The organism is Aliikangiella litoralis (assembly GCF_052495765.1).
On sequence record NZ_CP199292.1, the window covers coordinates 4,275,372 to 4,301,603 of the forward strand.

Here is a 26,232-nt window from a genome sequence, read left to right on the forward strand (position 1 = left end):
CAAACTAATCAGACGATTACAAAACCATTAACTCAAATGAGTCTCACTTACTTTTAACTTTTAATTAAATTGGCATATTCATAATATCTTGATAAGCAGATACCACTTTATTTCTAACCTCAACGGTTGCTTGAAAAGCAACACTCGCTTTCTGTGATGCTATTACCGCTTTAACTAAACTTGCCCCACCATCTCCCGTTTCAACTTGAGAGGCAGCCAATGATGATTGCTGTTGGTACTGATTGACTTTACCAATAGCATTATTCAAAACATTTCCAAAGTCATTCTGTTTAACAGGGTTGCTGCTAGAGACATCGGTCACATTTTGATTGGCGCCATTTTTTGCCAGTTGATTAAGACGTTGCATTTGGGCTAGCAAAATATTTTGATCAATACCTGTTTTCATTTCACACTCCCTTTAACTGGAATGTCATATCCAAGCTCTCGCATTTTTGCAAGTTTATATCTTAATGTGCGAGGACTAATCCCTAAGCCTTCAGCGACATCTTTTTTCTTTGCATTATACTTTCCCATTGCTTCAATAATTAATTGAAATTCATGATGTAACATATCATTGCACAATTGACTTTCATTCGGTTTTTTTTCATTTAGTTTTATATTCTCAGTTGAAGGAAAATCATTTTCAAACTGAATATCCTCTGCGGTAGCGACGCTACCAGTAGCAAGTACTGCTAAACGTTGAACAAAGTTATCTAATTCTCTAACATTACCAGGCCAATGGTATGCAACCAACTTAGCTTTTGCATCTGAAGATAAGGCAAGTCCACCACGTGATTTAACAAAGTCATTATTGGCTAATAAACTTTCAATTAAAGGAATAATATCTTTGGGCCTTTCTTTTAAAGCTAAACATTGAATAGGAAAAACATTTAAACGATAATACAGATCTTCTCTAAATTTTTTATCTGCAACTTCTTGTTTTAAATCTCGGTTAGTTGTAGCAATAATTCTGACATCTAATTTGATTGACTTTTTTCCACCTAGCCTTTCAACTTCTTTCTCTTGAATAACTCGCAATATTTTAGCTTGTAGCGCCAAATCCATTTCAGATATTTCATCTAAAAGTAAAGTGCCTTTTTGCGCTTGCTCAAACTTTCCTGCATTCGCTTGATGAGCACCTGTAAAAGCGCCTTTCTCATAACCAAACAGCGTCGCTTCTAGCATATTCTCAGGTATAGCAGCACAATTAATAGCAACAAAAGTTTCTTGATTACGCGCAGAGTTTTGATGAATAAAGCGAGCCATGACTTCTTTACCAGCCCCACTTGGTCCAGACAAAAGCACGTTCGAATCAGTTTGTGCTATTTTATGGGCATAATCAAAAATCAGTTGGCTAGCAGGATCTTCAATAATAATTTCTGACTTTTGTTTTTTAGGTAGATAATTTTCAATTAAACTGGTTAAGCTGTGTGCTTCAAAAGGTTTTTGTAAATAGTCACAAGCCCCTAAACGCATTGCTTCAACAGCATCACTGACATCACCATATGCGGTCATTAATATTACGGGGAGCTGAGCGCTTTTACGACGTACACTTTTTAATAAATCGATACCACTCATTCCACCCATTTGAATATCAGTTACTACCATATCTGGTAATGTTTCACCGCTTAAAAGACTAATAGCTGATTCCGCACAATCAGCCGACAAAGTATGATAACCTGAAACTTTTAAACTAGAAGTTAATGCTTCTCTTAAAGCATGATCATCTTCGACAACGAGAACACTAGAACTCATAAATTTTCTCCTGCTGAAGGTTAACTGATGAGATATTTTTTTCATCATTAAAAACAATTGGAAAGTCCAATTCAAATTGTGTACCTTTACCAAATTCAGATTTCACGTATATACTTCCGGCATGCTCTATAACCACACCGTGAACAACAGCAAGCCCCAAACCATTACCATTAATTTTATTCGTGTAAAAAGGTTCAAATATTTTCTTTTGCTGTTCTTGGGTGATACCAATGCCATTGTCTTCCACCACTATTTTTAATACCTTATCAACAAAAAATAGAACATTAATTTTTGCATCAACTTTCTCTTGACATGCGTCACATGCATTTTCAATTAAATTAACAACAGCACCAACTAACGCATCTTGATCACATTTTAGAAAAGCTGGTGATTGATTCAATAAATGAAACTCAAAATCGATATTTTTTGAGAACTCATTTCTTCGGTTTTGTATGCTTTGATAGAAAGAATTGACTGAAATTGTATTTTTCTCTTTACGTTCGCCTTTAACAAAGTTCAACATATCAGCAATTTGACGCTCCATATAATGCAATCTTTCCATTAAGCTTTGACTAAATTTTTGTTTTAAGGATTGCTCTACTTGAGAATTATTTAAGTGTGAACCATATAAAATTGCTGCTGATAAAGGTGTTCTAATTTGATGCGCTAGAGACGCTATCATTTTTCCCATGCTTGAAAGTTTTTGCTGTTGACTCAGCTCCGCTTGTAGTTGACGGGTTTTTGTTAAATCGGTAAGCACCACTAATTGTCCAGGTTCTGAATCTAATGCTTTAGTTTCAATATGTATTTTTCTTCCATCTTTTAATGATATTTGATGACCATCATCTGCTTGTGGTTTAAAAGCCCGGTTAATAATCGTCACCCAAAGTTGACCTAATAATGGTCGTCCTAAAATATCAGTTGCCATTGCATTGCAATCTTTAACTTTACCATCACCATCAATCACAACAACGCCGGCTGGCATAATAGCTAATAAATTTTGTAAACGATCTGAAAGTGAAGCTTTGTCAATTAGTAGTTGTTGATTTTCTTGTATTGCAGATTGTTTCTCTTCTGATTCATTTTTAAGTTGCCCATTTAATTTTTCAACTTGGCTTTCTAAAGTTTGATAAGAATTAACAAATGATTTAGATAAGCGACCGAGCTCCGACATAACAGAATCTAGTTGAATACCATTTTCTGAAGCAACATCTGCTATTGGTATTTCAGAATAAACTTTTTGTGTTGTTAACTTATGGTTGGCTTGTGGCATATAAATCTTGCTCCAAAGTTTCAAACAGTGTCAATAAATTAACCTATCGACTGAGTTATATTACTTAGAGCAAATTGTGTGCCTACTTTTATTTTTGTTTTAATTCAAAAGGTTATGAAAGTTTTAGGCTTTTAATGATGTTGTGTGTCAATTAACTGGCTTTTTGTAAATGATATTTTCTCATTTTTTCAACCAACGTAGTTCTCCGCATTCCAAGCCTTTTAGCAGCACGAGCAACCACCCAATCTTCTTCTGCTAACGCTTGTTCGATGTAAGAAATTTCAAGTTTAGCAACAAACTCTTTTAAGTTAACACCGTTTTCAGGTAAGTGGGCTAATGGCGTTTTTGGATCAAGACTGTCATCATTAACAATATCTTGTACTTGAATTCGCCTTTCAGCCAAATCAGGACGTGGATAACATTCGATACCTTCATTTTTTTGATAATCACTTGGCAAATCTTTTAAATCGACAACACCATAAGGGTAGAGAATACACAAACGTTCAATTAAATTTGCCAACTCTCTAACATTACCAGGCCATTGACACTGCATTAATGATTGAACAGCATTAGGGCTTAACCGAACGGAACCTCGCTTATCATTTTCAAGTCGAGCGACTAATTCGTTTATTAATAAAGGCAAATCACTAACCCTATCGCGTAACGCTGGCATCTCTATAGGAAAGACATTAAGGCGATAAAATAAATCTTCTCTAAAACGTCCTTCTAAAACTTCTTTTTCTAATTCTCTATGTGTCGCTGCTATAATTCGCACATCAGCCTGAATAGATTGACTACTTCCGACACGTTCGAATGTTCTCTCTTGTAATACTCTAAGCAATTTTACTTGCATTGGTAGTGGCATATCACCAATTTCATCCAAAAATATTGTGCCGCCCTGTGCAAGCTCAAAACGCCCTTGACGTGCCGTTAATGCGCCAGTAAATGCCCCTTTTTCATGACCAAACAATTCACTTTCTAAAAGTTCGCCAGGTATAGCACCACAATTAATAGGCACAAAAGGTTTATCCGATCGTTCAGATAGATAATGTAAATTTCTAGCTGCAACCTCTTTACCAGTTCCAGACTCACCAAGAATAAGCACACTTGCATCTGTTGCAGCGACCTGCTCAATCAAATGCCGAATATCTTGCATAGCCTCGCTTTGACCAACCATACTACGAAATAATTCTAATGATTTGTTAGCTTCGCTAAAGGCATGCTGATTATCTCGACAGTATTGGCAAGAGTGAATTGCTTCTAATACTTCATTATGCTTAAGAGGCCAACTAATCCTGCCTACAATTTGTTGAGATAGTTGACTTGAAATACCGCCCGACATAGGAATATCATCAAGCATTAAAATAGGCATTGTTTCATCGATTGCATGAATTTCTTTCAGTAAACTAGAAACATCTTCATAACTCGCCAGTTCCCCCAACAAAACACCAATTAACAACTCTGAGTTTTCTATATAAGATTGCCAGCTGTCGCTGCCAGCCTCTTGACAAGACTCGCCAACAAAATCAAAAATAGTTTTAAGATCGTGGCAACGTTCCTTATTATCATCAATGATTAACAACTTCTTACTTTCTATCATTATTTCCGTCCAGAGGATTACAACAAATAATTTTACGTGAGTGGAAAAGCTTTAAAAATTAAGCATGTAGCTTTATTTCTAGTCAAAATACAGCTTTTTGTCAAAGATTTGTCGGTTATATTTTCAAAGAACCAAAACTCAACCAAATAAAATAAGAGCAACTAGTTTACGAACTGCTCATTAATTGCTCTATTCTATGGTTTAAATGGTAATCGAATGACAAATTGAATGCTGAACTTTGAAATAAACTAAGCGGATTGCCTATTGTATCTTTTGGGGCAAAGTTTTGCCTCCTAAAATTTCCTTTTTTTGCCGCAAAAGAAAAGGGGTCGTCAAGCGACCCCTTACCGTACGACTGAAGATAAATGCATTGTGGCTGTTCTCAGCAACCACTCGCTTTTAAATCTTCCGCTTAAACCCTTGTAATAAGCTGTTCTCAGCAACTTAAGACTCAAGTTTAAACAATGTTCCGAAGAACCTAGCCTTTATAAATACATTGAGATTTATCATGGGTAATGATTTGCTCTATGCACAATTTATATTAGCTAGTTAGATAAAAGCAATGCCCGTGCCAACTTTAATAAAAAAGTGACAGACTACTTAGTTTTGCCTCAAAACTAATCAAATAAAAAAATCTTCAGAAAATTTAAAGTCGACTTTTTTAGCGCCGATAAATTGTTTGAACGGGAACTCTCATCCCGCTTCACTTTAGAAAGCTATTCTCAGTACCTAACTAAAGCTGATCACTATTCTCAGATAGCGATTACTTTTAGAAAGAAAAATTCTCAGTTCTTCTTTCCCAATTATTTTTTATTAATTTTTAGACTGCAAAACAGCATTTGCCTCTGACCGCTTGTTGTTTTAAGTCATTAGATTAGGAGTCAATAAAATGGGAAACGTATTATCGACAAATGTTTCTTCACTGAATGCACAACGTAGTTTAGTTAATGTTAATGGTAGTCTTGCACAAACTTTTCAAAGACTTTCTTCTGGTTTGCGAATCAATAGCGCAAAAGATGATGCCGCAGGTTTACAAATATCGAATGGTCTGACTTCTCAGATAAATGGATTAACCGTCGCATCGCGAAATGCCAATGATGGAATATCTCTTGCCCAGGTGGCTGAGGGAGCCCTGCAAGAATCCACTAACATATTACAACGCATTCGTAACTTATCCATCCAATCTGCTTCAGATGTGAACGGCCCTAGTGAACGAGCAGCATTACAATCAGAAGTCACTCAGTTAATTTCCGAATTAGGTAGAATAGCCGAAACAACACGCTTTGGTAGTACGCAATTATTAGATGGTACTTTCACTTCAAGAAATATTCAGGTGGGAGCACAATCGAATGAGACTATTTCTGTCAGTATATCTGACGCACGAGCGACCTCGCTTGGAAGCAATGTATTAGTTGCATCAGGTTCTATTTTAGGTACTACCGTATCGACAGTCCTCAACGGTGTAACTGCAGAAACTGATTTATCACTAACGACCGCAGAAGGCGGTACGATTTCAAATATTAGTTATGCGGATGATGCCAGTGCAGCTGATATCGCGACCGCCATCAACACCGCTGCAAATGGTATAGGAATTACCGCCACGGCGCTTAATTCAACCACCTTAACCGGATTAACCGCGGCAGGTAATGTAAGCTTCACATTAAATGGCAGTGCAATTGCCGCAACAGTCGCTAATCCAAACGATTTGACCTCGATTGCCGCAGCAATCAATGGTTCATCCAGCGCATCAGGTGTTACCGCCACATTTGCAGATCCTAATAACCTTTCCAGTTTAACCTTAAGAACAACTGATGGTCGTGATATTGCTTTATCCGCCTTTGCCAATGCAACTGCAGGTAATGATTCTATTGTGATTGGCGGAAACACTTTAACTGAAGGTGGTACAGTTATTGGTAATGTGGTTGGTACAATATCACTAGAAAGCTCAAAAGGACAAATTACTACAGCAACAGCAAGTACTGAAGCTTTTACCAGCGCAACAGCAACTAGTAGTTTTAGTTCAGTTGAAAGCATTGACATATCAACCTATGCAGGTGCGCAAAGCGCATTGAACATATTAGATGCCTCGCTGCAAAAAATTGATTCTCAACGAGCCGATTTGGGTGCGGTTCAAAATCGATTTAGTAGTACAATCTCTAATTTGGGTAGCATCATTGAAAATGCATCGGCTGCTCGTTCTCGCATTAGAGACACCGACTATGCAGCAGAAACAGCCGAGTTAGCCAAAAACCAAGTATTACAACAGGCAGGACTATCTATTCTGTCCCAAGCTAACTCTTCTAGCCAATCTGTTCTATCCCTGTTGCAGGGTTAGTATTATGAAAGTTAAAAACGTAAAAGCTAAAAAAGCCCCTACCGTACGACAACTTTAGGCGCATATAACAGAGGTCTGTAAAATTACGGACCTTTGTTTTGGCCTTAAAATTCAAATAGTTAAATTTTTTATTAAATCTTTTTCATTATTTTTTTAAGAAAAAATAAAGTCGCCTATTTCAGCGCCGATAAATCTCTTGAACGCAGATTGTTCTCAGCAGTCAGCGAACACTACAGATTATTGTTTCTCAGGCGATGATTTTTCTCAGATTCACCTCCCTTGAAGCATTATTCTGCATTTGAAAAAGGTTTCTCAGACGTTTTTCAAAAAAAATACGCGGATAGTTTTTTAGCTATCTTACTTTTTAAGCACTTTGTAATTTTGAGTTTCTAACTTAAATATCAAAGGTTTAGGAGATTTATCATGGGTAATGTAATACAAACTAACGTTTCGTCTATTGGTGCACAACGTTCTCTCAACCGTACCAACGAAGCTCTTTCAACAACATTTCAACGTCTATCAACAGGTCTACGTATTAACAGTGCAAGAGACGATGCTGCTGGTTTGCAAATTTCAAATAGCTTAACTTCTCAGATTAACGGTTTGGGCGTAGCAGTTAGAAATGCAAATGACGGTATTTCACTAGCACAAACCGCTGAGGGCGCGCTGCAAGAATCTACCAACATTCTGCAACGTATCCGTGACCTATCAATCCAATCGGCTTCAGATGTTAATGGTTCTACTGAACGTGCGGCATTACAATCAGAGGTAACACAGCTTGTTACTGAATTAGGTCGTATCGCTGATACTACTAGTTTTGGTAGTACTAAATTGTTGGACGGTACTTTTTCATCCAAAAATATTCAAGTTGGAGCACAAGCGAATGAAACTATTTCTGTTTCAGTTGCTGATTCCAGAGCCACAGCTTTAGGTAGTCATGTTCTAAGCAGTGCAGGTGGTTCGGTTTTAGGTACTACTGTATCAACCGTTCTTAACACTATTACTGCGGAAACTGATTTATCTTTAACCACTGCTGATGGCGGAACAATTACTGGTATCGCCTATGCAGATGATGCCAGTGCAGCTGATATAGCAACAGCAATTAATACCGCTGCTAACGGAATTGGAATTACCGCAACTGCAACTAACTCAACAACATTATCCGGGTTAACTGCTGCAGGTAATGTAAGCTTTACGCTAAATGGTAGCGCAATTGCCGCCACGGTGACTAACGCGAATGATTTAAGCTCAGTCGCTGCTGCAATCAACGGTTCTTCTGCTGCTTCTGGTGTTACTGCGACATTTGCTGATTCAAATAACTTGTCTAGTTTGACATTATCAACCACTGACGGTCGAGATATCGCACTATCAGCTTTTGCTAATGCCACTGCAGGTAATGATTCTATTGTGATTGGTGGAAACACTTTAACTGAAGGTGGTACAGTCATTGGTAACGCGGTTGGTTCGGTTTCTCTTTCTAGTTCGAAAGGTCAAATCACTACTGCAACAGCTAGTACAGAAGTCTTTGCTTTAGCAGCTTCTACCAGTAGCTTTAGCTCGGTTCAGAGTGTTGATATCGGAACTTACGCAGGTGCTCAAAATGCATTAGCGGTGGTTGATGCGGCAATCCAAAAGATTGACTCAGAGCGTGCTAACCTCGGTGCGATTCAAAACCGATTAGGCAGCACAATAGCGAACCTGGGAAGTATCATTGAGAATACATCGGCTGCACGTTCTCGTATTCGTGATACTGATTTTGCTTCAGAAACAGCTAACTTGTCTAAAAACCAAGTGTTACAACAAGCTGGGTTATCAATATTGGCTCAGGCGAATTCGTCTAGTCAGTCAGTATTGTCGCTACTTCAGTAAGCTAATGGTATACGTTAAATCACAATTTAACGTTTGGCGAGATAGCTGGTTAACACCAGTTATCTCATTTGCTCAATAAAGGTAATTTGCTATGGCTATATACAATTTGTCAGGCAACTTTCAACCGCCTTCGGTGGATAGTGGCAGAAGCTTGCCGCAACCGAGCAATACTGCGCCTTCTAAAAGTAGCGAAAATACCAAAGAAGGTATTAGTGAAGTATCTACCACTAAACTCACTCAAGTTCAGGTAGAAACCGAACAAGTAGCTAAAAATAATACCCCTGTGGAAAAAGCAGACGTTGCAGCTTCTCAGATTGAAGAGTTTCAACAATTCAATCAGAGTATCGACAGAAGTCTGCAATTCAAAGTTGATGATGAGCTAGGTGTAACCATTGTTAGAGTGATTGATCGGGAAACCGATGAATTAATTCGGCAATTTCCACCTGAAGAATTAATTAACTTATCCAAGCGGTTGAAGGAGCTAAATGACGATAAACTCAGCAATAGCGGAGTTTTACTTCAAGAAAAAGTTTAAGAAAAGGGGGGCTCTCCTCCCTTGTTCTTTAGTATTGATAATTTGGCGCAAGAATTGCTTTAAATATAAAGTTGCGATAAACAACAGAAGTACTGTATTAATTATTTTAAACCTATTTTTTCAAAACGATTGAAGCTAAATAAATATTTTGAAAAAACATGTTTAAGGTAATTATTATGGCTAAAAATTTAATCGAGAGTTAAACAGGTAAATAATCATGGGACTAATCAGTATTGGTGGACTCGGTTCAGGACTCGATGTAAAAAGCATCGTTGATGCATTGGTCACTGCCGAAAAAACACCAAAAACCAATAGTCTTGACCGGCTTGAAACGGATGTCACACTGACATTAAGTGGATTAGGTGCACTCAACTCTTCACTTGATGATTTAAAAAGTGCTGCATTGAGTTTAAGTTTAAGCTCGAATTTTTCTCAACGCTCAGTCAGCGTATCTGATCAAAGTTTCTATACAGCAACTGCATCTACAACAGCTTCACCAGGAAGTTATAACATTGAAGTGGAAAGCCTTGCAGCTGGTAGTAAACATGAAACCCAAATTTTCACTAGTGGCAGTTCAACAACGTTTGGCGACGGCACATTAACATTTACCGTTGGAGTGAACACTTTTGATGTGGCTGTTTCAGCAACTGATACTTTAGATACAATTAGAGACAACATTAATGCAGTTGCAGGCAATGATGGGTTGGTTTCAGTTAACTTATTAAATAACGTTTCCAATGGTGTCGATACAGGCAGTGTACTAACATTTAATTCATCTACAACAGGAGCTGGAAACGACTTAGTCATCACTTATAGTGGAGATGCTTCTTTAGCTGATCTTGCACCGGGGGTCGCAACACAATCTGCGTCTGATGCGTCGATAAAAGTAGACGGTTTAACAGCTACCAGTGCGACTAACAAGTTTACCGATATCATTCAAGATGTCACCATTGATGTGAGCAAAACACACGCTACCGGAATAACCGACTCCTTAGACATCACTTTAGACACTGCAGGAACAAAATCATTAATTAGCGGTTTTGTTGACGCTTTTAATGCCTTTGTTGATGTCTCTAAACAACTCGGTTCTGCCAATACCGATCAACCGGGATTATTAGTTGGCGATTACACTTTACGCCAAGCATCTTCTCAAATAAGAAATCTATTTTCTTCACCGATTACTACTGCAACAGGCTCATTTAATACACTATCTTCCATCGGCATATCAACTAAGCAGGATGGTACATTAGAGATCGATAACGATACTTTAGATGCAGCAATAGAGAGCGATTTTGAGAAATTAGATGAATTATTCAGTGGAGACAATGGGTTTGCCACTAAGTTAAGAGACTTAGTCGATAACTATACTGGCGTCAATGGCGTAATAACATCACGTGAACAATCTTTAAATGATCAACTAGGAAAAATAGCAGACGACCGAATTTCTTTATCGCTTAGAATCGAGCAATTAGAATTACGATTAACCAAGCAATTCGCCACTATGGACGCAATAGTCGCGCAATTAAATAGCACACAAAGTTATATTAAACAACAATTTGAGAATTTACCTGGATTTTCCAGTGGTAAAAATAAATAATTTATACGATATTAAATAAGAGGTTGAAAACAATGGGTTTAACTGGAGCATCTGCTTATACATCAATGAGTGCGACAACTGGCGTAGAAAACGCGGATCCCCATCGTCTCATTCAAATGCTAATTGACGGCGCGATAGAAAAAATTAATCGAGCTAAATTTTTTATGACCAATAAAAAAATTGCCGAAAAAGGTCAACATATCAGCTGGGCAATTTCCATTATTGGCGGATTAAGAGGCAGCCTGGATCATGAGAAAGGCGGTGAAATTGCAACTAACCTAGATGCTCTCTACGATTATTGCACTGTCACTTTAGTCGATGCTAATATTCATAATAGTGAAGAAAAGCTGAATGATGTGCTCAACATTATGCAACAAATAAAAGAAGCGTGGGATGGTATTAGAGAACAAGCTCTTGAAGAGCTTGGATAAAAATAAAAAAGGTGGTAATCAATGAAAGCATTCATCAATAAAATTAATAATATCAATGCAGTTATATTAGAATCTGCCAGCAGTTCAAACTGGGAGTCTTTAGCAAAACATACCGCAACCCGTCATCAACTACTCGAAGACTTTTTTGAACACTCCGATATAAACCTGCAAACGACTAATTTGATCGATCTCAACTTACTCAAAGATAGAATAACACAAACAGATGACAAAGTTCTTGCGGCAATTAATAAAGAAAAACAAACCTCAATTCGAAACAGTTTAAACTTAAAAAATGTACAAACAGCACTTAATGAATATCAAACTAATGAAAAAAATTTAGCCACTAACTAAATGTCTGAAATTCGACAAGCAGTTCAACAAGATCTCAAATTAATTGTTAATTGGACAATAAAGCTTCATCAACATGAAGATGATGGAGTTTTACCAGTGAGTGACGACTTATCTGAAAAGTTAACTCAATGGTTAACCAAAGAAATGCAAAACCCCAATTGCCTATTTTTGGTTGCAGAAGTTAATCAACAACCTATCGGCTTTATAATGGCTTGTAGTATTATCAATGACAATGGTTTTTTAAAATCACAAATAAAAGGTCTGATTCAACTACTTTGGGTAGATGAAAAATACAGAAAATCTACGGTCGGTAAATCATTAGTAAACGAAATATTAACTTGCTTTAAAGAGATCAACATTAGTCATGTTGAATGTTCTTATACAGCTAACAATCAACTAGCAAAAAACTTTTGGCAGTCGATAGGATTTATTGAAAGCTCTATGACCGCACGAAAAGTGTTATAAGTAGTTATCAGTTTTATAGACTTTATCTCCTTTTAAATTGTGTGGTAATTTGGAGCACAAAAAAAATTTAAAATTAACTCACTGTTGATGGTAGATATTTGCCAAAGCAAAGGAAAATCCACTACTACTTTTTGTGTTGAAGTGGTAGTTTTCTCACCTTTTCATTACCATTTAATAACTCATCTAATGTCAGTTTATAACTTGGCGCAAAAACATCTAAGAACACATTAACCTCAGGCATATCAAAATGAGCTAACCTTGCGGCAATATCTTCTGCTGCTTTAGAAAACTCACCATTTCCAGCTTTTAATTCTTCCTGACATTTAAGAAAAGCCGCTATTGTGTCAGCACCTTTAATTATGCGTAAAATATCAGAGGGTATTTCTGAAGAAACCATTAATGGAATAAAGTCTTCTTTTAAATCTTCGGGTAAAAGACCTATTAATTCTCGCTCAGCTTGAACTTCTACTTCTTTAAATGCCTTTTGCATGCCTGGTGAATGGTACTTAATTGGTGTTGGCATATCCCCGGTGATGACTTCTGAAACATCATGGTATAGAGCAGTGGTTGCCACCTGATTAGCATCATACTGCCCACCAAATCGTTTGTTACTAATCAGAGCCAATGCATGAGCAATAGTAGACACCTCCCAGCTGTGCTCCATCACATTCTCAGGAATGGCATTACGCTTTAACCCCCATCGAATAATCCAGCGAATTTTGCTGATGTAAGCGAAAAAGTGGCTTTGTTTTTGTGTACATTTACCTTGGGTCAATGACTATTCTCTTTATCATTAAAAAATATACTTTGCTTATCAATATTTTCCACAATAGTTTCTAGAGTATCATTATTACTCCCACCAACGGATACTATTGTATTCACGAGTTTACCTTTTGTCTTATTTTCTGAACAATCTTTTTCTATCTTAAGTTCCAATATCTCCTCGGTAATGCTCTGATACTCAGAAATATTAAACCATCCACAAACCTCTCTTATATGCCTTAATACAATATTACCATATTCTAAAGTTTGTTGTTTTGTCGGAATCTTTCCATTATGAATCACATCATTCCTAAACTTCTTTGCATCTTTATTATATCCGCTTCTTACTTTTTCGTTCTCCAAAGTACTTAATTTAACTCCAGCTTCAATTAGGTAGAGAGCAAGAAAAGCCCCCAACCGTCTTTCAGAAAGACTTATGGCTTTAAGCGTTTTTTCTATTTGCTCTCTATCTATACCTTTCTTATAAAGGATCAACTCAATCGCAAATAAATATAAGCATTCTAATGCCGATGAAAACGATGCCACGGCTTCTCTATAATAACCATCAAAAATAGCAAAAGTACCACCTTGAAAAAGAACTTCAAACTTCTGATTTGTTAGAAAAATTTTAATTTGGTGCCCATTTGTACATGGTACATCTTCATAACTAAGTTCATCCGCAAAACCTATCCCAGTCAGAAATGGGCGGATATTCATGCGAATTGACAAACCATCATCTTTATATGGCTTATTTCGTTTTTCATAACAAGCTGGACAAGAAGCCCACATTGGCATTTTTCTTAAACTCATTTTTGTACCTCAATATTCAGGTAGCAATGGAAAATATAGCCTTTCATTCAACATCCCATTCAGTTTCATATCCACTACTCACCAAATAACCATTAAATGAATGAAAGATGTACTCCATCCAACTTTCGATACCTTCATTCATTAGTATATCAACACCTTCACCTTGATCTTTTACTGATTGTTCAACCATAACCCAATAAAAATCTTTTAACCGCAATGCTTCACTACTATTTTTGACATAACCTCTAATAAGAATAGCTTCAACTTCTGAATCATTGAGTAATCTGGCATAATGCAGAGTAATTTCTTTTTCTTCTGGATATTTATATTCAATCACAATACTTTCTTTACACTCCTGATAACTGACATACGATCTGCAACCCAAGTTAGCTTTCTAACCAATTCGTCAACCCCCATTCGTGTTGTTACAATGAGTAAATAGTGTTTTTTATCTTTTACGTCAGGAACAAATGCTAAACCAGAAGGTACATCGACCTTTTCAAGAACCCAATAAACATCTATTGGCTTTCCTGCTGTAACTTTTTGTTTCAACCTATATATTCGCTTTAAATGCTGCCAGTGAGCAGAAAAAGATAAGCCCATTTGTTCATGAGGCAAAACCCACTTTTCATCGGAAGAAAATAAATAATCTCTTTTCCTTATTCCTTGAATTACACCATTATTGGTATTACCGACATATAATGTTGGATGAGCGTCCACTTCAGTTGGCCTCGCATAAAATGAACTTAGACTTTTAACATAATCTCTAAGATCTTCTAATGTTTTAAATTGCTCCAAAAGATATCCTTTTATGTTCTACAACTTCGCTTGTCCAAGACCAGTCAACAGCTACTTTAAATCAAATTTAAATCCACAAAGAAATGATACCCCAGTTCAAATGATAAGTCATTAATCAACTTATGCACTTAAAAAGCAAAACTAAAACCGACATTTCCACCTTATCACTATATTCCTGCGACAAACAGAATAATAAAATCTGAGTTAAAAACCTTTTGAACAGGAACCATGGTGTTTTCTAAAACCATTCAAATCTGTGATATTTTTATAAGAAAATAAAATTATGATTTACATTCATATTTTATTTTCTTACTATTTCTGTTGCAGTCATCTTATTAGAACTTAATTAGAGCCGGGATAGCTACTATCATTAATCGCTTAAAAATCAATCGCCATAATAAGCGTCAGCTGTTCTTGTTTATTTTTCATTTTATTGAAATAAAGTCTAAATAAACTCATTATAAAAAGACAAGGAATCGCAACTATGAAATCTCTATTTTCACGATTTTCATCCACGTTTATGACATTATTATTAGTTGTTGTCGTCATACAAATTACTGCTTGTGATGGAAACAAATATCCGCCCTATTTATCAGGTGCTAATCCACAAACCTATAACGTCAATGAGCCTATAACGCCTTTAGCTTTGATTAATCAAGCGGGGGATTCATTGATAAGCTGCACCGCAGACACTTTTCCGGTGGGATTGCAAGTAGCGGTTTCAGCAGACAAAACAACCTGTGAAATCAGTGGTACACCGACTCAAGAACAAGAGGCAACCACGCATACTATTACCGCAACAAACCCCAGCGGCACTAGCAGCGCTACCATTAGCATTACGGTTAACCCAGCCAAATTACTGCCGCCAAAGTTAACCAATACCGATCCGCAAAACTACATGATCAATGAAGCGATCTCTACTTTGAGTTTTGTTAATACCGGTGGAGGCTCATTAACGAATTGTTCAGCAGATACCTTACCTGCAGGATTACAGGTGACCGTTTCGGCCGATAGTACAACCTGTGAAATCAGTGGCACCCCAACCAGCCAACAGTCAGAAACAATACATACAGTAACAGCAACCAATAATAGCGGTAGCAGTGATGCAATCATCAGTATCACTGTGACGGTTCCTGAAATACCTTTTATCACTCGTTGGAAAACTGATAATCCCGGGACAACGAATGATAACCAAATTATGATAAGTACTCAGAATTCAGGTTACGACTATCATATTGATTGGGGTGACGGCTCAAGTGATGAAAACGTAAAGGGAAATATCACCCACACCTATCCATCAGCAGGTACCTACACGATTAAAATCACTGGCGATTTTCCACAAATCTATTTTAATGCAACCGGTAATGATCCTGAAAAGTTACTCTCTGTCGAACAATGGGGAAATAATCAATGGCGTTCCATGAAACAAGCATTTGCAGGTTGTAAAAATGTTGTGATTAACGCAACTGACACACCAGATTTATCATTAGTAACGGATATGAGTTTGATGTTTAATGGCGCTAGTGCATTTAATCAGGAAATTGGTAACTGGGATGTCTCTAATGTCACCAATATGAAAGCCATGTTTAGTGGCGCTAGTGCTTTTAATCAAGATATTAGTAACTGGAATGTCTCTAATGTCACTAATATGAGTTATATGTTTAGTGGCCATAAGTATACTAACGAATTAAGTATCACTAATACTGAAATGAAAAGTCTATTTCTTGGTGAGTTTGATCAAGATATTGGCCGCTGGGATGTTTCTAAAGTAACCGATATGAGTGGCATGTTTAGTGGTTCTCAACTTTTCAATCAAGATATTAGTCATTGGGACGTTTCTTCGGTAACTAATATGAGTGGCATGTTTGCATCTACCTTTGCTTTTAACCAACCCATTGGACAGTGGAATGTTTCTTCAGTCACCGACATGAGTGCGATGTTCATTTACGCTTATAACTTTAATCACCCCATTGGCAACTGGGATGTCTCCTCAGTGACTAATATGAGTAAAATGTTCAAAGAAAATAAACGTTTTAACCAACCTATTGGCAACTGGAATATGTCGAAAGTAACCGATATCAGCTATATGTTTAAAAGTTCGAGAGGTTTTAGTCAAAATATCAATAGCTGGAATGTATCAGCGGTCACCAATATGGAAGAGTTATTTAGAGACACCTACTATAACCACCCCCTTAATAATTGGGATGTGTCCAAAGTCACCAATATGAAGAGAATGTTTTATCGTACCAACAAGTTTAATCAACCTTTGGACAAGTGGGACGTTTCTTCGGTCACCAATATGAACAGTATGTTTGCTTATGCTCGCGGTTTTAATCAACCACTGGGCGATTGGAATGTCTCTTCGGTAACCGATATGACCGGTATGTTTGGTGCACCAACCACACTTTCAACCGCTAACTATGATCACTTGCTGTTAGGGTGGAGTAAGCAAAATGTTCAAAAAAACATTTCAATTGATGTACAGAGAAGTCAATACTCTCCTTCATCTCAAGCGGCAAGAGACATACTCACCAACACCTTTAATTGGACAATTAGAGACAGTGGCGTTGTGCCAACTAAAGAAAAATAAACCTCCACATGGTTGCCAGTAGCAAAATTGCTGGCAACCAATCCAGTAATTAATATCAAGTAACTATCTTTTGTGTAATTAAATTTTAAAAAATCTATTTGTTGTTTTCAATCACACATCCAAAAGAACACTGCCGTTAGCCGTTTATCCCGTTTGCTTTCACCAAAATATCCACTAGCACTATGCACCAAATTCGATTTATACAAAATAATCCGGTTAAACCGATTTTCTATTCGAAGATCTTCATACCAGGCTTCTGGTGGAAGTGTTTGTACTTTCAAAGCATCACTCAAATTATCATAAGGATTACAAACCATATTGCCACCAGCCGCACCATTTGGATATCTTAACCGATAAAAGGAGGTTCCCGAATTAACACTGGGGTTTAAATTTAAATAAATTAGCGCCGCATAACGAGAGAGAGTTCGACTATCAGTATGTGGCAACGCACCACTTTCATTTTTTCCAACTAACTGCGCCGTATTAGAACTCACTTGTGATTTTCCCGGTAATTTTTCAACCCAAATATTTTCTCTACCAATCATCACTTTAACCCAATTTTCAACCAAGTTAAGCTCTTCTATTTTTAATGCTTTATTTACTCGCATTCCGGGCCACTTTTCTTTTGTATAAGGATATCCAAGCTTCCACTTTTTATGATTAAAGCATCGATTAGCAATTTGTTTAGCTTTAGCAACAGGGAAAAAATCATCTTTAATCCAATAATTGCTCCCTTGCTCAAGCGGCTCAAAAGAAAGTGAAGGTACATTGATAGGTACATCAGGCAAAAGACTAATGTCTGGCATTGGAGAAAACATGGGATAACCTTAAGCAATGATGCAGGTTTAGCGTTTATAACACAAAAACGATTAAAAGTATGTCAACCTGTTGCTCCATCCCAGAAAGATTAGGATAGAAAGATTGGGACATACCGACTTGACTTTACTAGTTTACTTAGCAGCCTCCCCCTATGGTAATAAAGACAGTGTGTGCAATGCCGACTATTTTCTTTGCGCCTGCGGCTAAGAACTATGAAGGAAAAATATTAGATAAATATAAAAGCACCTACCCTATTTTTCTCTAAACTTAGGAAGCACAGATGAGCCACCTCACTATTTTGATTCAGGGAGTTAACAATATATTGAGTAATATCTTTAAAACATTACAATCTCAATAGTACAATTTTTGTTCCATTGAAATGATTAATACCCTATCAAAACTGTGTTTCAATCGCCACTCTAAAAGTACTATCTTTAACCGAACTGGATTTTGCTCGTTCAAACTTTAGCAAAAAATCTTTGGCATCTTGTTTAAACGGAATAGTGACGCCAAAAACAGAAGCTTGTTCATTATCAAGCAACTGATTAAAGGCTGTATTACTACCATTACTAGTCGCTTTGTAATCTTTAAAATCATATTTTATCGCTATGCCATTAAAGCTATAAAGTAACTTTGCTTGCAAGCCGCTCACTTCAGAATCTACACCTGCAACCGTTTTTTCAAGCGACAATTCATCGGTTGTAATTAAAGCATAATAGTAACCAAGTTCAAAAACAAAATCGGTAATTGGTTTATACATTAAGCTAAAATTAAAATTAATATCTCCACCATCAACAACAAAAGTTTTAACAAGCTCTTCTGCCTCTTCTAATTTGAGCCCAGTATTTGCAGTAAACTCAAACATCACTTCTAAGTTTTTTATATTTAACTCTTTACTGCTAGAAAACGTCAGAGAAGGTCTTAAGACATCATCGCCAACACCAAGCTTGGGATGCAAAAAGAAAGAATCAGTTTCTTTCTTTTCTAGCATTCTTTGTTCAGTACTTTTTTCTTTATCAAGTAGTCGAATTAAACTTAGATCGCTGGCAAAACACTGTTCCCCTAAAAAAACGATAACAACAAGTGATAACCATATATATTTTTTCATGTTTCTTTCCTTAGATTTACTAATAATAAAATAATAGCACAGCGAAATATCTTAACCATTATTTATAAGCCACTACTTTTTACGGGAAGTTTTTGTTTATAAGAAATTAAATAAGTTCAAACCTTGAACTCTTACAAACGATGCTTGGGCAGCTTCTAACACGACTAACTGCTGAGAAAAACGAGTAGATGCTTCAACAACATCTAAATCTTGTACATCTGACAAGGCAGATTTACTTGTTACCAGTAAAGCAAGGTTACTATTATTTTCTGATGCAATTGCATTCAATCGACTGCCTACCTTTCCTCTGACCACATCAATGTTTTGCATATGTCGATCTAATGTCTCTTGCATGCTATTAATGGTATTGGTTAATAGTGCTCTACCAGCTGGAGTATCATTAAAGGCGTTAACGGCATCAAGCGTTGTTTGTACACTAGAAAAAAGATCTTGTGAGCTACTTGGAGCGATATTAAATACATCGCCAGCAACTGGCTCTCCTGTTATTGCCGTTGAAACACCATTAAAAGTAATAGCCGTTCCATCTTGCCAAACAGTTGCAGGTACAACAGTTGTGCCAGAAGTATCGCCAGTTACCGTATAAGTTGTATTACCATTTATATCAGTACCAAAAGTAACAGTATAAGGCTCAGCTAAAAAATTGGGTGGGGCTTGGTAACTTCCGGTAGAGATAATACCAGTGCCGGTATTAGCAGCATTCGATGAAGTGAAAAATTTTCCATTACCGTTTTTAATATCCATAAAAACATCAAACCCAGGATCTGAAATAGGTTCAACAACGCCACTACTTACTCGCAACATACGTTGGTTTTGATCTCCATTATAAACAATATTTCCGGCGGTATCTTTAGTAAAAGGTTCAACTTTAACTTTACTGCCAGAAAACAAATAATCACCATTGGCATTTTGCGTGTTAGCCAGCCCTATCAACTCAGATAAACGTTCTTTCATTTCTACAGAAATACTGTTTAACTCATCACTACCATAAGTACCGTTTCCCAAATTTACCATTAAGCTACGGATACGAAATAGTATATCTGTTGTACTGGCTAAAACCCCTTCTTCAAGTTCATTACTTGCTTTAGCCATGTTGCCATTAACATTAAACTGTTCTAATTGAGAAATTTCAGTTTGCAAAAAGCTAATTGAAGTTGCAGCAACTGGATCATCTGAAGGTTTTAGCACTCGCTTTTGCGTGGCCAATTGGAGCTGAGTATATTGAACTTCAGCTTGGCGTAAGAGCATCTCTCTTACCCCTGAATTTGTCATTTGAGCTGTCGATATTCTCATATTTATTCGCCTGGTTAACGAACAGAATCTAGCACAGTCTGAAATAAAGTCCGTGCAACACTAATTACTTGGGCTGAAGCTTCATAGGCTTGTTGAAATTTAATTAAGTTGGCCGCTTCTTCATCTAAGTTAACTCCCGACACGCTGGCTTTTCTCTCTTTAGCTTGAAAAAGCAAGCTCTCCGAAGCATCTCTTTTAATTTGTGCTGATTGAGTTTTTACGCCAACACTACTAATAATTCGACCGAATGCTTGCTGAAAATTTGAATTCCCATTATCAAGTGTTGAAACATATTGTAGATCACCTAATAGAGAAATATTATCATTATTACCACTTCCGTTATTGTTATAATTAATATCAAAACTATCGCCGGCCTGGGGTGAACCTTGCATAGTCACTTCATAACCATAGGTATTATAGGGTGCACCTGCTAATGCCAGCATATTATTTTCTTGATTGGCGACAAAACCTGTAACACCACCAACTAACAATACAGGTGAACCGCTACTCATATCATAGATTGAAAATTCACCTGGCGTCGCATCAAACTCAATTCGAATAGGAGGCGCTAAATTTCCTGGTGTTGTTGTGAACTGAGCAGTGGTGGTATCAGTCACTGATAGTGATTTAATATTACCAGAACCAATATTTGAAATAGCTTGTTCACCCCTTAAAGGTGATGCAGCAGCAATTTGCTCGGCACTAGAAACCAATACATCTATATCTCTTGCAAAATTACGAGTGGTTTGTATTTCAAATGTATCGGCATTGTTAGCAGCACCCGATAAAAAGTTGATCGTAATACCTTCTGATAAAATTTGTACCGTATCGGGAACAACACCAGGCGGTGCAAAAGTGGCAATAGTTGCATTCGTATTTTGATCAATCAGTTGATAATTCCCCGCGCTTAAATAAAGTTGATAATTCGTATCTTTTAATAATGCAGGATCATCAACAGTTATACTCAGTGCCGCATTTCCCGTATTTGCCGTTGAAGCAACAACCCGAGATGTCTCTAATGAAGCCGTATTAATATCGGTAAAAAAATTACCGCCAATTTCATTATTTAAATCCATTCCGAGTTGGTGCTGCGCATTAAAGTGGCTAGAAATTCCCATAGCAACTCGCCCTAGCGTTTGAAAAGCAGGTTCAACAATTTGATTAACAGAATCTAACAAACCACCTAACTCACCACCTTTAAGATTCCGTGTAATATCGATACTTGATGAGCCTGCCGCAATACTTATTCGTCGACTTTTTGGATCAAGTGGATCAGCATCAGACACCAGACTATTGGCTAAACTGCCGACAACAAGAGACTGTCCTGTACCGATAAATACATTAAGACTACCATCTGTCTGTTCTAATGTTTGCACTGAAATCAATTCACTTAAGCGAGTTATCTGAGCATCCCGTTGATCTAACAAATCAGGCGGAAAATTCCCCGGAGAACCAGCAATTTGATTATTTAAATTAGCAATTGATTGTGAAAGTGTTGTTATTTCTTTAGTCACCGAATCAATACTGCCATTAATTTCTGATGTTTGTGACTCTAACTGTGAATGCACCAAATCAAAACGGGCAACCATCATTTGTGATTCACTCAGCAACACTTGCCTAGCAGGAATAGAGGCAGGATCATTTGCAACCCCTTGAAGTGCAGTAAAAAACTTTTGAATTGCGTTGTTAATTCCATTTTCACTGTCAGCCAATAAACCATCAACACGCTTAGCTTGTGTTAAAAAACTTTCATAGTTATTAAAGTCGGATGTTGTTGATTGTAACTCTAACTGTTGCGATTGAATAAAAATGCGGCGTATATTTCCAGCTTCTACACCGGTTCCCAAATAATTCCCACCAATAAATTGTGGTAATCGTGAAGCCTGATCGACACGTTGGCGAGAATACCCCTCTACATTAGCATTAGCAATATTATGCGAGGTTGTCGCAATAGATGCCTGGTTGGTTAATAATCCTGAAATGCTGATATCGAATATGCTCATAATCGTCTTCCAGTTGCACTTAGTTCAAAACTCATTCTGTTGCTTCATTAAATTCAAAGAATTTCTTATCATCGAATATACGTAATATTTTTTCTGCATAATCAGGATCAGTAGCATACCCGGAATTTTGCAACTCATTTATATATTCATTTGCATTTTCTGCTGCTTCAACCGCTTTTTGATAACGTGGGTTTTGTGTAACAAAATCAACATAATCATCAAAAGACTCAGCAAAACTATTATATTTTCTAAAAGAGGCATTCACTTTTTTAAAAGCCTGATTATCAACTTCCAATGTATCTATATTAATTTTTTCACCTTGCCAACGGTTACTCGCTTTAATCCCAAATAAATTATGTCCTGGTTTGCCTTCACCATCATGCATAATAAACTTACCCCAACCAGTTTCTAATGCTGCTTGGGCTATTAACAACTTTGGGTCGACCGATAATTTTTGTGCCGCTTTTTTGGCATAAGGCAATAATGTAGACACAAACTCTTTAATATTTTTAAACACGGCTTTTTTTTCTGGTTGTAGTTTAGGCTGTTCAACCATCACTTTTGCATTAACAGCTTGCTCGTACTTTTTAACGTCTAGCTGTTTATTTTTAATTGAATTTATTGCTACGGTATTTTTTTCTATCGCTTTTTCTACTGACACAAGCGCATCACGAGATGAATAAGTTAGTGGTTTTGTGCCTTTAACAACATGTGCATTGTCTATTCTTGAGACAGCCGCTCTTTCAGGGAATTTAGATGGCTTTTCAGTATCACTATTTTTTTGTGAAAGCTGAGCAATCATCATTTCAGCGATCCCAAAATGCCCATCTTGTGATAAGTTAACCGACATTTGCTCATCCAACATTCCTATAAACATCTTTTCTTGCTGGCTTGAAAAAGGAGAGTCTTCACCAATCACAGCACTCGCTTGACGCATTGACTTAAGCATCATATTCATAAAAAAAGCTTCAAACTCTTTAGCCGCTTTTTTAATCGCCCCCTGTTCATCGGTTAAGCCTTGACGACGAATGTTATCTAAAGAGTTAAGATCACTATAAATACTTGCTTGATCAAGCGCAGGTGATATGAATTTGGCTGATAATAATTCTGACATTAGATTACAACTAGCTCACCACTAATCGCTCCGGCCTGTTTTAATGCTTCTAAAATAGCCATTACATCACCCGGAGCTGCACCAACAGAATTAACCGCTTCAACTAATTGTTGTAACGTAGCACCAGGTTTAAAATGAAACATACGGTTATTTTCTTGTTCTATATCAAGTTGGCTATCTTGGGTGGTTACAGTTTCACCTTGCAGAGCTAAAGGTTCTGCTTGGCTAACATCTTGGTTTTCTTTTATTTTCACAATTAAATTACCATGTGCAACAGCTGCTTCTTTCAAGTTCACATGCTTACCAATTACAATAGTGCCTGTTCTTGAGTTAACCACAATACGCCCTATTGATTCAGCAGGCTTCACATCAATATTTTCTAATACAGAAAGGTAATTAATTCTTTGCGCAGGATCTCTTGGTGCATTCACCTGAATAGATGTTTGATCAATTGGTTTAGCCGTCTGACTTCCTACCAACAAGTTTATCGCTTTAGCCACTCTTACAGCAGTGGTAAAATCAGGTTTATTTAAATTAAAAACTAAAAAGTCATTAGATAAAAAGTTAGTTGAAACCGTTTGTTCAACACTAGCGCCATTAGGAATACGGCCAACAGTTTGGTGGTTCACACTAATTTTAGAGCCATCAGAACCTAATGCGCCAAAGCCACCGACAACCAAATTTCCTTGCGCTATTGCATAAGTTTTACCATTAGCCCCTCTTAGTGGTGTCATTAATAATGTTCCACCACGTAAACTTTTGGCTTCACCTAAACTACTCACAGTAATATCAATCGTTTGACCTGCTTTAGCAAACGCAGGCAATGTAGCATGAACAGCAACCGCAGCTGAATTCTTTAGTTTTAATTGACTACCTTGCGGAACATTAATGCCAAAACGAGCTAACATGGTTCTAAACGTTTGCTCCGTATATTTTGTTTTCTCGCCCGTGCCATCTAAACCAACGACTAAACCATAACCAATTAACTGATTCTCCCTAACCCCTTGCACACTGGTTATATCTTTCAATCTTTCAGCAAAAGTCCACTGTGTCCAAACACTTAGGATAATTACTACGAATATTTTTAATGACTTCATTATATTAAAATCCTTAATGTTACAGACCTAAAAAGGCCACCAACCCGAATTAAAAAATCGACTTAACCAACCCGGTTCATTTGCTTCAGCTAACACACCTTTACCACCATAAGATATTCTGGCATTGGCAATACGTGTAGATAATATTTGATTATCTTTATCAATATCTTCCGGTCTGATAATACCCGCGACTCGAATAAATTCACTGCCCTGATTTAATGAAATCCATTTTTCACCTTTAACAACAAGATTACCGTTAGGATAAACTTGATGAACAGTAACTGTAATCGTTCCTTGTAAACGATTACTTTGTGCGCTATCGGTTTCAGCAGAAAAACTGCGAGATTGAGCTCCACTGGTAACACTTAAGTCAGGCATACCGCCACCAACAGAAAGTATATTGCCAAACATTGAAGGAGCTGCAAGTGTTGTGGTCGAATCTTTCGCCAACTCAGTGTCAGCCTTTTTACTTGCATTAGTGTTTTCAGTTAAAACAATGGTAATAATATCGCCAACTCGCAATGCTTTTTTATCTTGAAAAAGCATTTGAGCAGATCCCGGATTAAAAATAGCACCGGGATTACTTTGACTGGTATCACGTACCTTAGGATAAGCAGGCGCCCAATTAGGATCATCCATGCTGGCATCTTGATAAATAGTTGTACAAGCTGACAAAACTGAAACAACAACAATGCTCATCATCACTTTTAATTTCATCTGATTATTCTGTGTATTCAACGCCATAATATTCACTCCACTAAAGCGTTTGATTAATAAATTGAAGCATTTGATCAACCGCAGAAAGCACTTTGGCATTAGTTTCATAAGTACGCTGGGTTTCAATCATGGCGACTAACTCTTCAACGGTTGAAACATTTGAGGTTTCTAACTGTCCCCCTCGCAATGCCCCCAAACCATCTAAACCCGGCGTACCAATAACAGGAGCTCCGCTGCTTCCGGTTTCTAAATAAAGATTTTCACCAATTGGCTGTAACCCCGATGGGTTAATGAAATCTGCTAATTGCAATGTGCCTAAATTGGTTGGTGCTGCTTGTCCAGGCTCTTGTGCACTGATTGTGCCATCAATTGAAACATCCAAACTGGTTGCTGTTTGTGGGACAGTAATCACAGGCTGCAAAACATAGCCGCTTCCTTGGGTAACAACTTGCCCATTTTCATCTAAAGTAAAGTTACCCGCTCGGGTATAACCAGTTGTACCATCGGGTAATAATATTTGAAAAAAACCACTGCCTTGGATTGCCATATCCAATTGATTTTCTGAAGTTTGAAAGTTACCTTGTGTATGAATTTTTTGGGTAGCAACAACTTTAACACCAGTACCTAGTTGCAAACCTGCTGGCAGTCTGGTTTCTTGTGATGACTCTGCACCTGGCTGACGTAAATTTTGATAAAATAAATCTTCAAAAGCAACGCGCGACTTTTTAAATCCGACAGTTCCAGCATTAGCCAGATTATTTGAAATAACAGCTAAGTCTTTAGTTTGAGCTTCAAGACCTGTTTTTGATATCCATAGTGCCGGATGCATAGTGATTACCTCTAAAAATTACTTATAAACTATCGAATAAATATTCGATCAACTTCGCTATCA

The 26,232-nt window shown here is 37.2% G+C and carries 24 protein-coding genes; 8 read left to right on the forward strand and 16 right to left on the reverse strand.

The window, feature by feature from the left end; translation table 11 throughout:
* Positions 1-64 precede the first annotated feature (64 nt).
* The 4 genes from fliE to ACT5E3_RS17785 form a co-directional block, all read right to left on the reverse strand.
* Positions 65-406, reverse strand: a complete 342-nt coding sequence (gene fliE / locus ACT5E3_RS17770; RefSeq protein WP_444994886.1) for a flagellar hook-basal body complex protein FliE — start codon at positions 404-406, stop codon at positions 65-67.
* Entirely contained in the window at positions 403-1,755 is a 1,353-nt protein-coding gene (locus tag ACT5E3_RS17775; RefSeq protein ID WP_444994887.1) for a sigma-54-dependent transcriptional regulator, read from the reverse strand. The genes fliE and ACT5E3_RS17775 overlap by 4 nt, the downstream gene beginning before the upstream one ends.
* Positions 1,745-3,028 carry a sensor histidine kinase gene (locus tag ACT5E3_RS17780; RefSeq protein ID WP_444994888.1) on the reverse strand — a complete coding sequence of 428 codons (1,284 nt, stop codon included), beginning with the start codon at positions 3,026-3,028 and terminating at the stop codon, positions 1,745-1,747. Before ACT5E3_RS17780 ends, ACT5E3_RS17775 begins: the two co-directional genes overlap by 11 nt.
* A 151-nt stretch (positions 3,029-3,179) precedes the next feature.
* The gene (locus ACT5E3_RS17785; RefSeq protein WP_444994889.1) at positions 3,180-4,628 is read right to left on the reverse strand and encodes a sigma-54 dependent transcriptional regulator; all 1,449 of its coding nucleotides are present in this window, start codon (positions 4,626-4,628) and stop codon (positions 3,180-3,182) included.
* 889 nt (positions 4,629-5,517) lie between these two features.
* Here ACT5E3_RS17785 and ACT5E3_RS17790 point away from each other — a divergent pair.
* The 7 genes from ACT5E3_RS17790 (at position 5,518) to ACT5E3_RS17820 (ending at position 12,211) form a co-directional block, all read left to right on the forward strand.
* Positions 5,518-6,963, forward strand: coding sequence for a flagellin N-terminal helical domain-containing protein (locus tag ACT5E3_RS17790; RefSeq protein ID WP_444994890.1), 1,446 nt, complete (start codon positions 5,518-5,520; stop codon positions 6,961-6,963).
* 423 nt (positions 6,964-7,386) lie between these two features.
* Positions 7,387-8,832 (forward strand): flagellin N-terminal helical domain-containing protein, encoded by a 1,446-nt coding sequence (locus ACT5E3_RS17795; protein ID WP_444994891.1) that lies wholly within the window; start codon positions 7,387-7,389, stop codon positions 8,830-8,832.
* A 91-nt stretch (positions 8,833-8,923) separates the two neighbouring features.
* Entirely contained in the window at positions 8,924-9,367 is a 444-nt protein-coding gene (locus tag ACT5E3_RS17800) for a flagellar protein FlaG (RefSeq protein WP_444994892.1), read from the forward strand.
* A 217-nt stretch (positions 9,368-9,584) separates the two neighbouring features.
* The gene (fliD, locus tag ACT5E3_RS17805) at positions 9,585-10,964 is read left to right on the forward strand and encodes a flagellar filament capping protein FliD (protein WP_444994893.1); all 1,380 of its coding nucleotides are present in this window, start codon (positions 9,585-9,587) and stop codon (positions 10,962-10,964) included.
* Positions 10,965-10,996: 32 nt separating this feature from the next.
* Positions 10,997-11,395, forward strand: coding sequence for a flagellar export chaperone FliS (fliS, locus tag ACT5E3_RS17810; protein WP_444994894.1), 399 nt, complete (start codon positions 10,997-10,999; stop codon positions 11,393-11,395).
* Between the two features lie 21 nt (positions 11,396-11,416).
* Positions 11,417-11,746: a hypothetical protein gene (locus tag ACT5E3_RS17815; protein ID WP_444994895.1), complete on the forward strand. Its 330-nt coding sequence runs from the start codon at positions 11,417-11,419 to the stop codon at positions 11,744-11,746.
* On the forward strand, positions 11,747-12,211 hold the full coding sequence (locus tag ACT5E3_RS17820) for a GNAT family N-acetyltransferase (RefSeq protein WP_444994896.1): 465 nt from the start codon (positions 11,747-11,749) through the stop codon (positions 12,209-12,211). It abuts the gene before it with no gap.
* Between the two features lie 124 nt (positions 12,212-12,335).
* Here the strand turns inward: ACT5E3_RS17820 and yfbR are convergent, their stop codons facing one another.
* From yfbR to ACT5E3_RS17840, 4 genes are read right to left on the reverse strand one after another with little or no spacing between them, the layout of a single operon-like run.
* Positions 12,336-12,986: a 5'-deoxynucleotidase gene (gene yfbR / locus ACT5E3_RS17825; protein WP_444994897.1), complete on the reverse strand. Its 651-nt coding sequence runs from the start codon at positions 12,984-12,986 to the stop codon at positions 12,336-12,338.
* A complete protein-coding gene (locus tag ACT5E3_RS17830) occupies positions 12,983-13,783 on the reverse strand; it encodes a hypothetical protein (RefSeq protein ID WP_444994898.1) in 801 nt (266 codons plus the stop codon). The genes yfbR and ACT5E3_RS17830 overlap by 4 nt, the downstream gene beginning before the upstream one ends.
* Positions 13,784-13,826: 43 nt before the next feature.
* Complete coding sequence (locus ACT5E3_RS17835; RefSeq protein WP_444994899.1) at positions 13,827-14,120, reverse strand: hypothetical protein; 294 nt, start codon at positions 14,118-14,120, stop codon at positions 13,827-13,829.
* Positions 14,117-14,581: a hypothetical protein gene (locus tag ACT5E3_RS17840; RefSeq protein WP_444994900.1), complete on the reverse strand. Its 465-nt coding sequence runs from the start codon at positions 14,579-14,581 to the stop codon at positions 14,117-14,119. Before ACT5E3_RS17840 ends, ACT5E3_RS17835 begins: the two co-directional genes overlap by 4 nt.
* Positions 14,582-15,065: 484 nt before the next feature.
* Here ACT5E3_RS17840 and ACT5E3_RS17845 point away from each other — a divergent pair, with 484 nt between their 5' ends.
* Positions 15,066-17,171 (forward strand): BspA family leucine-rich repeat surface protein, encoded by a 2,106-nt coding sequence (locus tag ACT5E3_RS17845; protein ID WP_444994901.1) that lies wholly within the window; start codon positions 15,066-15,068, stop codon positions 17,169-17,171.
* 107 nt (positions 17,172-17,278) lie between these two features.
* On the opposite strand, the gene ACT5E3_RS17850 is transcribed toward ACT5E3_RS17845, so the two are convergent.
* The 8 genes from ACT5E3_RS17850 to flgG form a co-directional block, all read right to left on the reverse strand.
* Positions 17,279-17,989: a DUF6445 family protein gene (locus ACT5E3_RS17850; RefSeq protein WP_444994902.1), complete on the reverse strand. Its 711-nt coding sequence runs from the start codon at positions 17,987-17,989 to the stop codon at positions 17,279-17,281.
* A 395-nt stretch (positions 17,990-18,384) separates the two neighbouring features.
* Entirely contained in the window at positions 18,385-19,098 is a 714-nt protein-coding gene (locus tag ACT5E3_RS17855) for a hypothetical protein (protein ID WP_444994903.1), read from the reverse strand.
* A 96-nt stretch (positions 19,099-19,194) separates the two neighbouring features.
* Positions 19,195-20,409 carry a flagellar hook-associated protein FlgL gene (gene flgL, locus ACT5E3_RS17860; protein WP_444994904.1) on the reverse strand — a complete coding sequence of 405 codons (1,215 nt, stop codon included), beginning with the start codon at positions 20,407-20,409 and terminating at the stop codon, positions 19,195-19,197.
* A 14-nt stretch (positions 20,410-20,423) separates the two neighbouring features.
* On the reverse strand, positions 20,424-22,412 hold the full coding sequence (gene flgK / locus ACT5E3_RS17865; protein ID WP_444994905.1) for a flagellar hook-associated protein FlgK: 1,989 nt from the start codon (positions 22,410-22,412) through the stop codon (positions 20,424-20,426).
* 31 nt (positions 22,413-22,443) lie between these two features.
* Entirely contained in the window at positions 22,444-23,526 is a 1,083-nt protein-coding gene (gene flgJ, locus ACT5E3_RS17870; protein WP_444994906.1) for a flagellar assembly peptidoglycan hydrolase FlgJ, read from the reverse strand.
* Positions 23,526-24,623, reverse strand: coding sequence for a flagellar basal body P-ring protein FlgI (locus ACT5E3_RS17875; protein WP_444994907.1), 1,098 nt, complete (start codon positions 24,621-24,623; stop codon positions 23,526-23,528). Before ACT5E3_RS17875 ends, flgJ begins: the two co-directional genes overlap by 1 nt.
* Before the next feature lie 27 nt (positions 24,624-24,650).
* On the reverse strand, positions 24,651-25,367 hold the full coding sequence (gene flgH, locus ACT5E3_RS17880; RefSeq protein WP_444994908.1) for a flagellar basal body L-ring protein FlgH: 717 nt from the start codon (positions 25,365-25,367) through the stop codon (positions 24,651-24,653).
* A 13-nt stretch (positions 25,368-25,380) separates the two neighbouring features.
* Complete coding sequence (gene flgG, locus ACT5E3_RS17885; RefSeq protein ID WP_444994909.1) at positions 25,381-26,169, reverse strand: flagellar basal-body rod protein FlgG; 789 nt, start codon at positions 26,167-26,169, stop codon at positions 25,381-25,383.
* Between the last annotated feature and the right edge of the window lie 63 nt (positions 26,170-26,232).

Excerpts from the sequence above, each read along its gene's own strand:
- fliE (WP_444994886.1), bottom strand. The coding sequence starts at position 406 with ATGAAAACAGGTATTGATCAAAATATTTTGCTAGCCCAAATGCAACGT.
- ACT5E3_RS17775 (WP_444994887.1), bottom strand. The coding sequence starts at position 1,755 with ATGAGTTCTAGTGTTCTCGTTGTCGAAGATGATCATGCTTTAAGAGAA.
- ACT5E3_RS17780 (WP_444994888.1), bottom strand. The coding sequence starts at position 3,028 with ATGCCACAAGCCAACCATAAGTTAACAACACAAAAAGTTTATTCTGAA.
- ACT5E3_RS17785 (WP_444994889.1), bottom strand. The coding sequence starts at position 4,628 with ATGATAGAAAGTAAGAAGTTGTTAATCATTGATGATAATAAGGAACGT.
- ACT5E3_RS17790 (WP_444994890.1), top strand. The coding sequence starts at position 5,518 with ATGGGAAACGTATTATCGACAAATGTTTCTTCACTGAATGCACAACGT.
- ACT5E3_RS17795 (WP_444994891.1), top strand. The coding sequence starts at position 7,387 with ATGGGTAATGTAATACAAACTAACGTTTCGTCTATTGGTGCACAACGT.
- ACT5E3_RS17800 (WP_444994892.1), top strand. The coding sequence starts at position 8,924 with ATGGCTATATACAATTTGTCAGGCAACTTTCAACCGCCTTCGGTGGAT.
- fliD (WP_444994893.1), top strand. The coding sequence starts at position 9,585 with ATGGGACTAATCAGTATTGGTGGACTCGGTTCAGGACTCGATGTAAAA.
- fliS (WP_444994894.1), top strand. The coding sequence starts at position 10,997 with ATGGGTTTAACTGGAGCATCTGCTTATACATCAATGAGTGCGACAACT.
- ACT5E3_RS17815 (WP_444994895.1), top strand. The coding sequence starts at position 11,417 with ATGAAAGCATTCATCAATAAAATTAATAATATCAATGCAGTTATATTA.
- ACT5E3_RS17820 (WP_444994896.1), top strand. The coding sequence starts at position 11,747 with ATGTCTGAAATTCGACAAGCAGTTCAACAAGATCTCAAATTAATTGTT.
- ACT5E3_RS17830 (WP_444994898.1), bottom strand. The coding sequence starts at position 13,783 with ATGAGTTTAAGAAAAATGCCAATGTGGGCTTCTTGTCCAGCTTGTTAT.
- ACT5E3_RS17845 (WP_444994901.1), top strand. The coding sequence starts at position 15,066 with ATGAAATCTCTATTTTCACGATTTTCATCCACGTTTATGACATTATTA.
- ACT5E3_RS17850 (WP_444994902.1), bottom strand. The coding sequence starts at position 17,989 with ATGTTTTCTCCAATGCCAGACATTAGTCTTTTGCCTGATGTACCTATC.
- ACT5E3_RS17855 (WP_444994903.1), bottom strand. The coding sequence starts at position 19,098 with ATGAAAAAATATATATGGTTATCACTTGTTGTTATCGTTTTTTTAGGG.
- flgL (WP_444994904.1), bottom strand. The coding sequence starts at position 20,409 with ATGAGAATATCGACAGCTCAAATGACAAATTCAGGGGTAAGAGAGATG.
- flgK (WP_444994905.1), bottom strand. The coding sequence starts at position 22,412 with ATGAGCATATTCGATATCAGCATTTCAGGATTATTAACCAACCAGGCA.
- flgJ (WP_444994906.1), bottom strand. The coding sequence starts at position 23,526 with ATGTCAGAATTATTATCAGCCAAATTCATATCACCTGCGCTTGATCAA.
- ACT5E3_RS17875 (WP_444994907.1), bottom strand. The coding sequence starts at position 24,623 with ATGAAGTCATTAAAAATATTCGTAGTAATTATCCTAAGTGTTTGGACA.
- flgH (WP_444994908.1), bottom strand. The coding sequence starts at position 25,367 with ATGGCGTTGAATACACAGAATAATCAGATGAAATTAAAAGTGATGATG.
- flgG (WP_444994909.1), bottom strand. The coding sequence starts at position 26,169 with ATGCATCCGGCACTATGGATATCAAAAACAGGTCTTGAAGCTCAAACT.